This is a genomic window from Morganella sp. EGD-HP17, from assembly GCF_000512315.2.
Taxonomy (GTDB): domain Bacteria; phylum Pseudomonadota; class Gammaproteobacteria; order Enterobacterales; family Enterobacteriaceae; genus Morganella; species Morganella morganii.
The window spans coordinates 54415-64875 of the sequence record NZ_AZRH01000019.1 but is presented as its reverse complement, the minus strand read 5'-3'; the positions used below and the strand labels follow the sequence as shown (position 1 = coordinate 64875).

Genomic DNA, 10461 nt, shown 5'->3' with positions numbered 1-10461 from the left:
CCCCGCTGATTATTAAAAAGAGAGCTGCGGCTCTCTTTTTTTATGCCTGCTTTCCGGCAACTGCTGACAAAATTTACACAATCGCAATTGTAATAATACTGATTATCATTTACTCTTTACCGCAGTCAGGAGGAATGATATGTACGTATGTTTATGTAATGCCATCAGCGATAAAGCCATCCGGAATGCCGTGCGCCAGAATAAGGTTCATTCCATCGGTGAACTGCGTAAAATTATCCCTGTCGGCACTGAATGCGGCAAATGTATCCGCCACGCCAAAGCCGTTATTGCAGAAGAGCATATGTCTGTCCCGGTTGACCGCGTCGCCTGAATCTTCTCTCTGAAACCCGCCGGAATTTTGAACTGTATCGCTATTTTGTCACCGTAATCACTCCGTGAATTATTTCCTGTGTCTATACTGAACAGACAGGAAACAAAGGAGGGTACATGAAAGGCGATAAAAAAATGATCTCGCATCTGAACAAATTGCTGGGAAATGAACTGGTTGCTATTAACCAGTATTTTCTGCATGCCCGCATGTTCAAAAACTGGGGTCTGATTAAACTCAACAACAAAGAGTATGAAGAATCCATTGATGAGATGAAACACGCTGATGAATACATTGAGCGTATCTTATTTCTGGAAGGGATCCCGAACCTTCAGGATCTCGGTAAACTTCATATCGGCGAAGATGTTGAAGAAATGCTGAAGTCTGATCTTCAGCTGGAACTGGATGGCGCCAAAGATTTACGTGAAGCCATTGCCTATGCCGATTCCAAACATGATTATGTCAGCCGTGATTTGATGATAAAAATACTGGCGGAAGAGGAGTCTCATATCGACTGGCTGGAAACCCAGCTGGATCTGATAGCCCGTGTGGGTCTGCAGAACTATCAGCAGGCACAGATGGCGGACGCAGACACAGAATAAAAAACAGAGAAATAATCACTAAAGTAAGCAATGTGCAGAACCGCCGGCAGGGAAACCCGCGGCGGTTTTTCTTTTTTGATTTTTTGTCATGGCGCCGGAGATAATTTGCACAAATCCCGGTTTGCGGCTTGCTTTCAGGGCTCATTCACGTATAATGCGCGGGCTTGCCAATTGTGCAAGCCTGGTTGATACCAGCATTGGACAGTATGTTTTTTAGCTGTTCATGAAAATATCCCCGATATGGGGATTACATCGAGAACGATTACACTCCCCCGTCAATCGAAATGGGTGCGAGGAGTAATTTTTTACGTTTATAAAATAGTTGGAGCTCTGGTCTCATGCAGAACCAAAGAATCCGTATCCGCCTTAAAGCTTTTGATCATCGTCTGATCGATCAATCAACTGCGGAAATCGTAGAGACTGCTAAGCGCACTGGTGCGCAAGTTCGTGGTCCTATTCCGCTGCCGACCCGTAAAGAGCGTTTTACCGTTCTGATCTCTCCGCACGTCAACAAAGATGCGCGCGATCAGTACGAAATTCGCACTCACAAACGTCTGGTTGACATCGTTGAGCCAACTGAAAAAACCGTTGATGCTCTGATGCGTCTGGATCTGGCTGCCGGCGTTGACGTGCAGATCAGCCTGGGTTAATCAGGTATCAATTGATTGAGAGGTTGAAACAATGATTGGTTTAGTCGGTAAAAAAGTGGGTATGACCCGCATCTTCACTGAAGAAGGTGTGTCAATCCCTGTTACTGTTATCGAAATCGAAAATAACCGCGTTACTCAGGTTAAATCTGACGAAACTGACGGTTATCGTGCTATTCAGGTTACCACCGGCAGCAAAAAAGCTAACCGCGTGAACAAACCTGAAGCAGGACATTTCGCAAAAGCTGGTGTTGAAGCTGGTCGCCTGTTACGTGAATTCCGCCTGTCAGAAGGTGAAGAGTTTACTGTTGGCCAGAACATCAGCGTTGAAATTTTCGCTGACGTTAAGAAAGTTGACGTTACTGGTACATCTAAAGGTAAGGGCTTCGCCGGTACTGTAAAGCGCTGGAATTTCCGTACTCAGGATGCTACTCATGGTAACTCCTTGTCTCACCGTGTTCCGGGTTCTATCGGTCAGAACCAGACTCCGGGTAAGGTATTTAAAGGCAAGAAAATGGCAGGTCAGCTGGGTAACGAACGTGTAACCGTTCAGAGCCTGGATGTCGTTCGCGTTGACGCTGAGCGTAACCTGCTGCTGGTAAAAGGTGCTGTCCCGGGTGCAACCGGTAGCAACCTGATTGTTAAACCAGCTGTCAAGGCTTAACGTCGAGGAGATAGGAATGGAATTGGTAATGAAAGACGCGCAAAGCGCGCTGACTGTTTCCGAAACTACCTTCGGGCGTGATTTCAATGAAGCGCTTGTCCATCAAGTAGTTGTTGCGTATGCAGCTGGTGCTCGTCAAGGTACACGTGCTCAGAAAACTCGTGCTGAAGTTACTGGGTCTGGTAAAAAACCATGGCGCCAAAAAGGTACTGGTCGTGCCCGCTCTGGTTCAATCAAGAGCCCAATCTGGCGCTCTGGTGGTATCACTTTCGCAGCGAAACCACAGGACCACAGTCAAAAAGTTAACAAAAAGATGTACCGCGGCGCGCTGAAAAGCATCCTGTCCGAATTGGTACGTCAGGATCGTCTGATCATTGTCGAAAAATTTGCTGTAGAAGCACCTAAAACCAAGCTGCTGGTACAGAAATTGAAAGATATGGCTCTGGAAGACGTGATGATCGTCACACACGAAGTTGATGAGAACCTGTTCTTAGCAGCTCGCAACCTGTACAAGGTTGATGTGCGTGATGTCACTGCAATCGATCCGGTCAGTCTGATCGCGTTCGGTAAAGTAGTGATGACTGCTGAAGCAGTTAAGCAAGTTGAGGAGATGCTGGCATGATCCGTGAAGAACGTCTGCTGAAAGTACTGCGCGCGCCGCATGTATCTGAAAAAGCGTCTACCGCGATGGAAAAAACAAATACCATCGTGCTCAAAGTTGCTAAAGACGCGACTAAAGCTGAAATCAAAGCTGCAGTTGAAAAACTGTTCGAAGTCAAAGTTGAAGGTGTTAACACTCTGCTGGTTAAAGGCAAAGTGAAGCGCCACGGTCAGCGTTTCGGTCGTCGTAGCGACTGGAAAAAAGCTTACGTCACCCTGCAGGAAGGCCAGAATCTGGACTTCGTCGGCGGCGCTGAGTAAGTCGGAGGAGTAAAGAACAATGGCAATTGTTAAATGTAAACCTACGTCTCCGGGCCGTCGCCACGTCGTTAAAGTGGTTAACCCTGAGCTTCACAAGGGCAAACCTTACGCACCACTGCTTGAGAAAAACAACAAGTCTGGTGGTCGTAACAACAATGGCCGTATCACTACCCGTCATATTGGTGGTGGTCACAAGCAAAATTACCGTATTGTTGACTTTAAACGTAACAAAGACGGTATCCCGGCTGTTGTAGAACGTCTGGAATATGATCCAAACCGTTCAGCAAATATTGCTCTGGTATTATACAAAGACGGTGAACGCCGTTACATCCTGGCTCCTAAAGGCCTGAAAGCTGGTGATCAAATCCAGTCTGGTGTTGATGCTGCAATCAAAGCGGGTAACGCTCTGCCAATGCGCAACATCCCGGTTGGTTCTACTGTTCATAACGTAGAAATGAAACCAGGTAAAGGCGGCCAGCTGGCACGTTCTGCCGGTACTTACGTTCAGATCGTTGCGCGCGATGGTGCTTATGTCACTATTCGTCTGCGTTCCGGTGAAATGCGTAAAGTTCCTTCAGATTGCCGCGCGACTTTAGGTGAAGTGGGTAACGCTGAACACATGCTGCGCGTTCTGGGTAAAGCTGGTGCAAGTCGCTGGCGTGGTATTCGCCCTACCGTTCGCGGTACTGCGATGAACCCGGTAGACCACCCACATGGTGGTGGTGAAGGTCGTAACTTTGGTAAACACCCTGTAACACCATGGGGCGTTCAGACCAAAGGTAAGAAGACTCGTAAAAACAAACGCACTGAACACTTCATCGTTCATCGTCGTACTAAGAAATAATTAGAGGATAAGCCATGCCACGTTCTCTCAAGAAAGGTCCTTTTATTGACCTGCACTTGCTGAAGAAGGTAGAGAAAGCGGTGGAAAGCGGTGACAAAAAGCCTGTTAAGACTTGGTCCCGTCGTTCAACGATCTTTCCTAACATGATCGGTTTGACCATCGCTGTCCATAATGGTCGTCAGCATGTTCCGGTTTACGTTACCGACGAAATGGTTGGTCACAAACTGGGTGAATTCGCGCCGACCCGTACTTATCGCGGCCATGCGGCTGATAAAAAAGCCAAAAAGAAATAAGGTAGGAGGAAGAGATGGAAACTATTGCTATGCATCGCCACGCTCGTTCTTCTGCTCAGAAGGTTCGCCTGGTGGCTGACCTGATCCGCGGTAAGAAAGTGTCGCAAGCTCTGGAAATTTTAACCTTTACCAACAAGAAAGCTGCTGGTTTAGTGAAGAAAGTTCTGGAGTCTGCTATTGCTAACGCAGAACACAACGATGGCGCTGACATCGATGATCTGAAAGTAGCGAAAATTTTCGTTGACGACGGCCCAACCATGAAGCGCATCATGCCTCGTGCTAAAGGTCGTGCAGATCGTATTCTTAAGCGCACCAGCCACATCACTGTGGTTGTGTCCGATCGCTGATACCTGGAGACTAGCAATGGGTCAGAAAGTAAATCCAAATGGTATTCGCCTGGGTATTGTTAAACCTTGGAACTCTACCTGGTTTGCGAACACCAAAGAATTCGCTGACAACCTGGACAGCGACTTTAAAGTACGTAAGTACTTAACTAAAGAACTGGAAAAAGCGTCAGTATCCCGCATCGTTATCGAGCGCCCTGCTAAGAGCATCCGTGTGACTATTCACACTGCACGCCCTGGCATCGTGATCGGTAAGAAAGGTGAAGACGTTGAAAAACTGCGCAAAAGCGTTTCAGATATCGCTGGCGTTCCTGCGCAGATCAATATTGCCGAAGTACGTAAACCTGAACTGGACGCAAAATTAGTTGCTGACAGCATCACTTCACAGCTGGAACGTCGCGTTATGTTCCGTCGTGCTATGAAGCGTGCGGTACAGAATGCTATGCGTTTAGGCGCTAAAGGTATCAAAGTCGAAGTCAGCGGCCGTTTAGGCGGTGCTGAAATCGCACGTACTGAGTGGTATCGTGAAGGCCGTGTGCCTCTGCATACCCTGCGTGCAGACATCGATTATAACACCTCTGAAGCTCAGACTACTTATGGTGTTATCGGTGTTAAAGTGTGGATCTTCAAAGGTGAGATTCTGGGTGGCATGGCTGCAGTTGAACAGGCGGAAAAACCGGCTGCTCAACCTAAAAAACAGCAGCGTAAAGGCCGTAAGTAAAGGAGAGTCGCTGAATGTTACAACCAAAGCGTACAAAATTCCGTAAAGTGCACAAAGGCCGTAACCGCGGTCTGGCAGCCGGCGCGGATGTGAGCTTCGGCACTTATGGTCTGAAAGCTGTTGGCCGTGGTCGTCTGACTGCACGTCAGATCGAAGCAGCACGTCGTGCTATGACCCGTGCAGTTAAGCGTCAGGGTAAAATCTGGATCCGTGTGTTCCCGGACAAACCTATCACTGAAAAGCCTCTTGAAGTGCGTATGGGTAAAGGTAAAGGTAACGTGGAGTATTGGGTTGCCTTAATCCAGCCGGGTAAAGTCCTGTATGAAATGGACGGCGTATCGGAAGAGCTTGCTCGTGAAGCATTCAAGCTGGCAGCAGCTAAACTGCCTATCAAAACCACCTTTGTAACTAAGACGGTGATGTAATGAAAGCGAAAGAGCTGCGCGAAAAAAGCGTTGAAGAGCTGAACACTGAGCTGCTGAACCTGCTGCGCGAACAATTTAACCTGCGTATGCAAGCGGCAAGCGGCCAGTTACAACAGTCTCATCTGTTAAAACAAGTGCGTCGTAATATTGCACGTGTTAAGACTTTATTGACTGAGAAGGCGGGTGCGTAATGACCGATAAAATCCGTACTCTGCAAGGTCGTGTTGTTAGTGACAAAATGGAGAAATCCATTGTTGTGACTATCGAGCGTATGGTGAAACACCCTCTGTATGGTAAGTTCATCCGTCGTACGACTAAACTGCACGTACATGACGAGAACAATGAATGTGGTATCGGTGACGTGGTAGAAATCCGCGAAACCCGTCCACTGTCTAAGACTAAGTCCTGGACCCTGGTTCGCGTCGTAGAGAAAGCTGTACTGTAACAGCACTGCTTTCTGATGTAGAATAAACGGCTCGGCTTTAGAGCCGTTTATTTTTTTCTATCCATAACGAAGATGTGGTGTTATAATGCCGCGCCCTCGTAATTGGGTATTTGGACGGCCTCTCTTTTTAGTAAGAGTGGCTCAGTAGTAGTTGACATTTAGCGGAGCACTAAAATGATCCAAGAACAGACTATGCTGAACGTGGCCGATAACTCCGGTGCACGTCGCGTAATGTGTATCAAGGTTCTAGGTGGCTCGCACCGTCGCTACGCAGCTGTAGGCGACATTATCAAAATTACCATCAAGGAAGCAATTCCGCGCGGTAAAGTAAAAAAAGGTGATGTTCTGAAGGCAGTAGTGGTGCGCACCAAGAAGGGTGTACGTCGCCCTGACGGTTCTGTCATTCGCTTCGATAGCAACGCTTGTGTATTGTTAAACAATAACAGCGAGCAAGTTATCGGTACGCGTATTTTTGGGCCGGTAACTCGTGAACTTCGTAACGAGAAGTTTATGAAAATTATCTCACTGGCACCTGAAGTACTCTAAGGAGCGGAACTATGGCAGCGAAAATCCGTCGTGATGACGAAATTATCGTGCTGACCGGCAAAGATAAAGGTAAGCGCGGTAAAGTAAAACAGGTTCTTTCTTCTGGTAAAGTTATCGTTGAAGGTATCAATCTGGTTAAGAAACATCAGAAGCCGGTTCCGGCCCTGAACCAACCAGGTGGCATCGTTGAAAAAGAAGCTGCAATTCAGGTTTCTAACGTTGCAATCTTCAATGCGGCAACCGGCAAGGCTGACCGTGTAGGTTTTAGATTCGAAGACGGCAAAAAAGTCCGTTTCTTCAAGTCTAACAGCGAAACTATCAAGTAATTTTTGGAGTATACGATGGCGAAACTGCATGATTACTACAAAGACGAAGTAGTTAAACAACTGATGACTCAGTTTAACTACAATTCTGTCATGCAAGTCCCTCGGGTCGAGAAGATCACCCTGAATATGGGTGTTGGTGAAGCAATTGCTGATAAAAAACTGCTGGATAACGCAGCAGCTGACTTAGCAGCAATCTCTGGTCAGAAACCATTGATCACCAAAGCACGCAAATCTGTTGCAGGCTTCAAAATCCGCCAGGGCTATCCAATCGGCTGTAAAGTAACTCTGCGTGGCGAACGCATGTGGGAGTTCTTTGAGCGACTGATTTCTATTGCTGTACCACGTATTCGTGACTTCCGTGGCTTGTCCGCTAAGTCTTTCGATGGTCGCGGTAACTACAGCATGGGCGTACGTGAACAAATCATCTTCCCTGAAATCGATTACGATAAAGTGGATCGTGTTCGTGGTCTTGATATTACTATCACTACCACCGCGAAATCTGATGATGAAGGTCGCGCACTGTTATCAGCGTTTAACTTCCCGTTTCGCAAGTAAGGCAGGGTATTCATGGCTAAGAAATCTATGAAAGCACGTGATGTAAAACGTGCAAAATTAGCTGAGAAATTCTTCGCAAAACGCGCAGAACTGAAAGCTACCATCTCCGATGTCAACGCATCAGATGACGATCGTTGGGATGCTGTTCTGAAGCTTCAATCTCTGCCACGTGATTCCAGTCCTTCCCGTCAGCGTAACCGTTGCCGCCAAACCGGGCGTCCACACGGTTTTCTGCGGAAGTTTGGCTTAAGCCGTATTAAAGTCCGTGAAGCCGCTATGCGCGGTGAAATCCCGGGCCTTAAGAAAGCTAGCTGGTAATTGTCACCATATTGAATCACGGGAGTAAAGACAGATGAGCATGCAAGATCCCATCGCGGATATGCTGACCCGTATCCGTAACGGTCAGGCCGCGAACAAAGTTGCGGTCACCATGCCTTCCTCCAAGCTGAAAGTGGCAATTGCCAACGTGCTGAAGGAAGAAGGTTATATTGAAGATTTTAAAATCGAAGGCGACATCAAGCCAGAACTGGAACTGACTCTTAAGTATTTCCAGGGTAAGGCTGTTGTAGAAAGCATCCAGCGCGTAAGCCGCCCAAGTCTGCGTATTTATAAGCGCAAAGACGAACTGCCACAAGTTATGGCAGGTCTGGGTATCGCAGTTGTTTCTACATCTAAAGGTGTAATGACTGATCGTGCAGCTCGCCAGGCTGGTCTTGGTGGCGAGATTCTCTGCTACGTAGCATAATTCGGGAGGAAAGAATGTCTCGTGTGGCAAAAGCACCCGTCGTCATTCCTGCCGGCGTAGAGGTAAAACTCAACGGTCAGGTTATTTCGATTAAGGGTAAAAACGGCGAGCTGAGCCGTAATATCCACAACGCTGTAGAAGTTAAACATGCAGACAACCAGTTAACCTTTGGTCCGCGTGACGGTTATACCGACGCATGGGCACAGGCTGGTACAACTCGTGCACTGGTTAACGCTATGGTTGTTGGTGTTACCGAAGGCTTCTCTAAGAAGCTGCAACTGGTAGGTGTTGGTTATCGTGCAGCCGTTAAAGGTGATGTGGTAAACCTGTCTGTAGGTTTCTCTCACCCGGTAGAGCACAAACTGCCGGCTGGCGTTACTGCTGAATGTCCGACCCAAACTGAAATCGTACTGAAAGGTGCTGATAAGCAGGTTATTGGTCAGATCGCAGCAGACTTACGCGCCTATCGTCGCCCTGAACCTTACAAAGGTAAAGGTATTCGCTACGCCGACGAAGTCGTGCGTATTAAAGAGGCTAAGAAGAAGTAAGGTAACACTATGGATAAGAAAGCAGCTCGTATCCGTCGTGCGACCCGCGCACGCCGCAAGCTTATGGAACTGGGTGCAACTCGCCTGGTGGTACATCGTACCCCTCGCCATATCTATGCGCAGGTTATTGCACCAAACGGTTCTGAAACGTTGGTGGCCGCTTCTACTGTTGAAAAAGCTATCAGCGAACAAGTTAAATACACCGGAAACAAAGATGCCGCAATCGCAGTAGGTAAAGCTATTGCTGAGCGCGCACTGGAAAAAGGAATCAAAGCAGTATCCTTTGACCGTTCAGGTTTCCAATATCATGGTCGAGTCCAGGCACTGGCAGATGCTGCCCGTGAAGCTGGCCTACAGTTCTAAGGTAGAGGTGTAAGATGGCACACATCGAAAAACAGGCTGGCGAACTGCAGGAAAAGCTGATCGCGGTAAACCGCGTATCTAAAACCGTTAAAGGTGGTCGTATCTTTAGCTTCACCGCACTGACTGTAGTGGGTGATGGCAACGGCCGCGTTGGTTTTGGTTACGGCAAAGCACGCGAAGTTCCGGCAGCAATCCAGAAAGCGATGGAAAAAGCCCGTCGCAACATGAAAACCGTTGCACTTAACAACGGCACATTATTCCACCCAGTGAAAGGCACACACACCGGTTCCCGCGTGTTTATGCAGCCTGCTCACGAAGGTACCGGTATTATTGCCGGTGGTGCAATGCGTGCTGTTCTTGAAGTTGCCGGTGTTCGTAACGTCCTGGCTAAAACTTATGGTTCCACGAACCCAATTAACGTTGTTCGTGCAACACTGGATGCTTTAGACAGCATGAAGTCTCCGGAAATGGTTGCAGCTAAGCGTGGTAAATCCGTCGAAGAAATTCTGGGGTAATGGACCATGGCTAAGACAATTAAAATTACACAAACCCGCAGCTCAATCGGCCGTCTGCCAAAACACAAGGCAACTCTGGTCGGTTTAGGTCTGCGTCATATTGGCCACACTGTAGAGCGCGAAGATACACCAGCGGTCCGTGGTATGGTTAATCGTATTTCCTATATGGTTAAAGTTGAGGAGTAACAGATGCAATTAAATACTCTGTCTCCGGCAGCAGGTGCTAAACACGCACCAAAACGTGTAGGTCGTGGTATTGGTTCCGGTCTCGGTAAAACCGCAGGTCGTGGTCACAAAGGTCAGAGCTCTCGTTCTGGCGGTGGCGTACGTCGTGGGTTTGAAGGTGGCCAGATGCCTTTATATCGTCGTCTGCCAAAATTCGGCTTTACTTCACGTAAAGCGATGGTCACTGCTGAGATCCGTTTATCTGATCTTCAGCTGATCGAAGGCGATGTTATCGATCTTAATGTATTGAAAGCCGCAAACGTTATTGGTCCACAGATTGAGTACGCGAAAGTGTTCCTGTCTGGTGAACTGACTCGTGCAGTTACTGTACGCGGCCTGCGTGTTACTAAAGGCGCTCGTGCTGTTATCGAAGCTGCTGGCGGTAAAATCGAGGAATAAGTAAC

General features: G+C 47.8%; 23 protein-coding genes. All 23 read left to right on the top strand.

All coding sequences use genetic code 11. From position 1 onward, the window contains the following. Positions 1-139: 139 nt before the first annotated feature. The 23 genes from bfd (at position 140) to rplO (ending at position 10456) form a co-directional block, all read left to right on the top strand. Positions 140-331: a bacterioferritin-associated ferredoxin gene (gene bfd, locus X965_RS17055; protein WP_004238636.1), complete on the top strand. Its 192-nt coding sequence runs from the start codon at positions 140-142 to the stop codon at positions 329-331. 116 nt (positions 332-447) lie between these two features. Beyond that, the gene (gene bfr / locus X965_RS17050; RefSeq protein WP_004238635.1) at positions 448-930 is read left to right on the top strand and encodes a bacterioferritin; all 483 of its coding nucleotides are present in this window, start codon (positions 448-450) and stop codon (positions 928-930) included. A 338-nt stretch (positions 931-1268) separates the two neighbouring features. Further along, complete coding sequence (gene rpsJ, locus X965_RS17045) at positions 1269-1580, top strand: 30S ribosomal protein S10 (RefSeq protein ID WP_001181005.1); 312 nt, start codon at positions 1269-1271, stop codon at positions 1578-1580. Positions 1581-1611: 31 nt separating this feature from the next. Beyond that, positions 1612-2241, top strand: coding sequence for a 50S ribosomal protein L3 (gene rplC, locus X965_RS17040; protein WP_004238634.1), 630 nt, complete (start codon positions 1612-1614; stop codon positions 2239-2241). Positions 2242-2257: 16 nt separating this feature from the next. Next, on the top strand, positions 2258-2863 hold the full coding sequence (gene rplD / locus X965_RS17035) for a 50S ribosomal protein L4 (RefSeq protein ID WP_015422336.1): 606 nt from the start codon (positions 2258-2260) through the stop codon (positions 2861-2863). Beyond that, a complete protein-coding gene (gene rplW, locus X965_RS17030) occupies positions 2860-3162 on the top strand; it encodes a 50S ribosomal protein L23 (RefSeq protein WP_004238631.1) in 303 nt (100 codons plus the stop codon). Before rplD ends, rplW begins: the two co-directional genes overlap by 4 nt. Before the next feature lie 19 nt (positions 3163-3181). Continuing rightward, the gene (gene rplB / locus X965_RS17025; RefSeq protein ID WP_004238630.1) at positions 3182-4006 is read left to right on the top strand and encodes a 50S ribosomal protein L2; all 825 of its coding nucleotides are present in this window, start codon (positions 3182-3184) and stop codon (positions 4004-4006) included. Positions 4007-4020: 14 nt separating this feature from the next. Next, a complete protein-coding gene (rpsS, locus tag X965_RS17020) occupies positions 4021-4299 on the top strand; it encodes a 30S ribosomal protein S19 (RefSeq protein ID WP_015422335.1) in 279 nt (92 codons plus the stop codon). Between the two features lie 14 nt (positions 4300-4313). Then, positions 4314-4646 carry a 50S ribosomal protein L22 gene (rplV, locus tag X965_RS17015; RefSeq protein WP_004238627.1) on the top strand — a complete coding sequence of 111 codons (333 nt, stop codon included), beginning with the start codon at positions 4314-4316 and terminating at the stop codon, positions 4644-4646. Between the two features lie 16 nt (positions 4647-4662). Continuing rightward, positions 4663-5364 carry a 30S ribosomal protein S3 gene (gene rpsC / locus X965_RS17010; RefSeq protein ID WP_004238626.1) on the top strand — a complete coding sequence of 234 codons (702 nt, stop codon included), beginning with the start codon at positions 4663-4665 and terminating at the stop codon, positions 5362-5364. A gap of 14 nt (positions 5365-5378) precedes the next feature. Next, entirely contained in the window at positions 5379-5789 is a 411-nt protein-coding gene (gene rplP / locus X965_RS17005; protein WP_004238625.1) for a 50S ribosomal protein L16, read from the top strand. Beyond that, positions 5789-5980 (top strand): 50S ribosomal protein L29, encoded by a 192-nt coding sequence (rpmC, locus tag X965_RS17000; protein ID WP_004238624.1) that lies wholly within the window; start codon positions 5789-5791, stop codon positions 5978-5980. The genes rplP and rpmC overlap by 1 nt, the downstream gene beginning before the upstream one ends. Continuing rightward, complete coding sequence (rpsQ, locus tag X965_RS16995; protein WP_015422334.1) at positions 5980-6234, top strand: 30S ribosomal protein S17; 255 nt, start codon at positions 5980-5982, stop codon at positions 6232-6234. Before rpmC ends, rpsQ begins: the two co-directional genes overlap by 1 nt. Before the next feature lie 174 nt (positions 6235-6408). Continuing rightward, positions 6409-6780, top strand: coding sequence for a 50S ribosomal protein L14 (gene rplN, locus X965_RS16990; RefSeq protein ID WP_015422333.1), 372 nt, complete (start codon positions 6409-6411; stop codon positions 6778-6780). Positions 6781-6791: 11 nt separating this feature from the next. Further along, positions 6792-7106: a 50S ribosomal protein L24 gene (rplX, locus tag X965_RS16985; RefSeq protein WP_004238623.1), complete on the top strand. Its 315-nt coding sequence runs from the start codon at positions 6792-6794 to the stop codon at positions 7104-7106. 15 nt (positions 7107-7121) lie between these two features. Beyond that, positions 7122-7661 (top strand): 50S ribosomal protein L5, encoded by a 540-nt coding sequence (rplE, locus tag X965_RS16980; RefSeq protein WP_004238621.1) that lies wholly within the window; start codon positions 7122-7124, stop codon positions 7659-7661. Between the two features lie 12 nt (positions 7662-7673). After that, on the top strand, positions 7674-7979 hold the full coding sequence (gene rpsN / locus X965_RS16975; RefSeq protein ID WP_004238619.1) for a 30S ribosomal protein S14: 306 nt from the start codon (positions 7674-7676) through the stop codon (positions 7977-7979). A gap of 34 nt (positions 7980-8013) precedes the next feature. Further along, positions 8014-8406 (top strand): 30S ribosomal protein S8, encoded by a 393-nt coding sequence (gene rpsH, locus X965_RS16970; RefSeq protein ID WP_004242248.1) that lies wholly within the window; start codon positions 8014-8016, stop codon positions 8404-8406. Positions 8407-8420: 14 nt separating this feature from the next. Then, a complete protein-coding gene (gene rplF / locus X965_RS16965) occupies positions 8421-8954 on the top strand; it encodes a 50S ribosomal protein L6 (protein ID WP_004238617.1) in 534 nt (177 codons plus the stop codon). A gap of 9 nt (positions 8955-8963) precedes the next feature. Continuing rightward, complete coding sequence (gene rplR, locus X965_RS16960) at positions 8964-9317, top strand: 50S ribosomal protein L18 (RefSeq protein ID WP_004238616.1); 354 nt, start codon at positions 8964-8966, stop codon at positions 9315-9317. Between the two features lie 14 nt (positions 9318-9331). Further along, the gene (rpsE, locus tag X965_RS16955; protein ID WP_004238615.1) at positions 9332-9832 is read left to right on the top strand and encodes a 30S ribosomal protein S5; all 501 of its coding nucleotides are present in this window, start codon (positions 9332-9334) and stop codon (positions 9830-9832) included. A 6-nt stretch (positions 9833-9838) separates the two neighbouring features. Beyond that, positions 9839-10018, top strand: a complete 180-nt coding sequence (gene rpmD / locus X965_RS16950) for a 50S ribosomal protein L30 (protein WP_004238614.1) — start codon at positions 9839-9841, stop codon at positions 10016-10018. 3 nt (positions 10019-10021) lie between these two features. After that, a complete protein-coding gene (rplO, locus tag X965_RS16945) occupies positions 10022-10456 on the top strand; it encodes a 50S ribosomal protein L15 (protein ID WP_004242249.1) in 435 nt (144 codons plus the stop codon). Positions 10457-10461: the final 5 nt, after the last annotated feature.

Coding starts and splice junctions, on each gene's coding strand:
- rplF (WP_004238617.1), top strand. CDS start 8,421: ATGTCTCGTGTGGCAAAAGCACCCGTCGTCATTCCTGCCGGCGTAGAG.
- rpmD (WP_004238614.1), top strand. CDS start 9,839: ATGGCTAAGACAATTAAAATTACACAAACCCGCAGCTCAATCGGCCGT.
- rplD (WP_015422336.1), top strand. CDS start 2,258: ATGGAATTGGTAATGAAAGACGCGCAAAGCGCGCTGACTGTTTCCGAA.
- rplX (WP_004238623.1), top strand. CDS start 6,792: ATGGCAGCGAAAATCCGTCGTGATGACGAAATTATCGTGCTGACCGGC.
- rpsC (WP_004238626.1), top strand. CDS start 4,663: ATGGGTCAGAAAGTAAATCCAAATGGTATTCGCCTGGGTATTGTTAAA.
- bfr (WP_004238635.1), top strand. CDS start 448: ATGAAAGGCGATAAAAAAATGATCTCGCATCTGAACAAATTGCTGGGA.
- rpsJ (WP_001181005.1), top strand. CDS start 1,269: ATGCAGAACCAAAGAATCCGTATCCGCCTTAAAGCTTTTGATCATCGT.
- rpsQ (WP_015422334.1), top strand. CDS start 5,980: ATGACCGATAAAATCCGTACTCTGCAAGGTCGTGTTGTTAGTGACAAA.
- rpmC (WP_004238624.1), top strand. CDS start 5,789: ATGAAAGCGAAAGAGCTGCGCGAAAAAAGCGTTGAAGAGCTGAACACT.
- rplW (WP_004238631.1), top strand. CDS start 2,860: ATGATCCGTGAAGAACGTCTGCTGAAAGTACTGCGCGCGCCGCATGTA.
- rpsS (WP_015422335.1), top strand. CDS start 4,021: ATGCCACGTTCTCTCAAGAAAGGTCCTTTTATTGACCTGCACTTGCTG.
- rplV (WP_004238627.1), top strand. CDS start 4,314: ATGGAAACTATTGCTATGCATCGCCACGCTCGTTCTTCTGCTCAGAAG.
- rplB (WP_004238630.1), top strand. CDS start 3,182: ATGGCAATTGTTAAATGTAAACCTACGTCTCCGGGCCGTCGCCACGTC.
- rplR (WP_004238616.1), top strand. CDS start 8,964: ATGGATAAGAAAGCAGCTCGTATCCGTCGTGCGACCCGCGCACGCCGC.
- rpsE (WP_004238615.1), top strand. CDS start 9,332: ATGGCACACATCGAAAAACAGGCTGGCGAACTGCAGGAAAAGCTGATC.
- rpsH (WP_004242248.1), top strand. CDS start 8,014: ATGAGCATGCAAGATCCCATCGCGGATATGCTGACCCGTATCCGTAAC.
- rplO (WP_004242249.1), top strand. CDS start 10,022: ATGCAATTAAATACTCTGTCTCCGGCAGCAGGTGCTAAACACGCACCA.
- rplP (WP_004238625.1), top strand. CDS start 5,379: ATGTTACAACCAAAGCGTACAAAATTCCGTAAAGTGCACAAAGGCCGT.
- rplE (WP_004238621.1), top strand. CDS start 7,122: ATGGCGAAACTGCATGATTACTACAAAGACGAAGTAGTTAAACAACTG.
- rpsN (WP_004238619.1), top strand. CDS start 7,674: ATGGCTAAGAAATCTATGAAAGCACGTGATGTAAAACGTGCAAAATTA.
- bfd (WP_004238636.1), top strand. CDS start 140: ATGTACGTATGTTTATGTAATGCCATCAGCGATAAAGCCATCCGGAAT.
- rplN (WP_015422333.1), top strand. CDS start 6,409: ATGATCCAAGAACAGACTATGCTGAACGTGGCCGATAACTCCGGTGCA.
- rplC (WP_004238634.1), top strand. CDS start 1,612: ATGATTGGTTTAGTCGGTAAAAAAGTGGGTATGACCCGCATCTTCACT.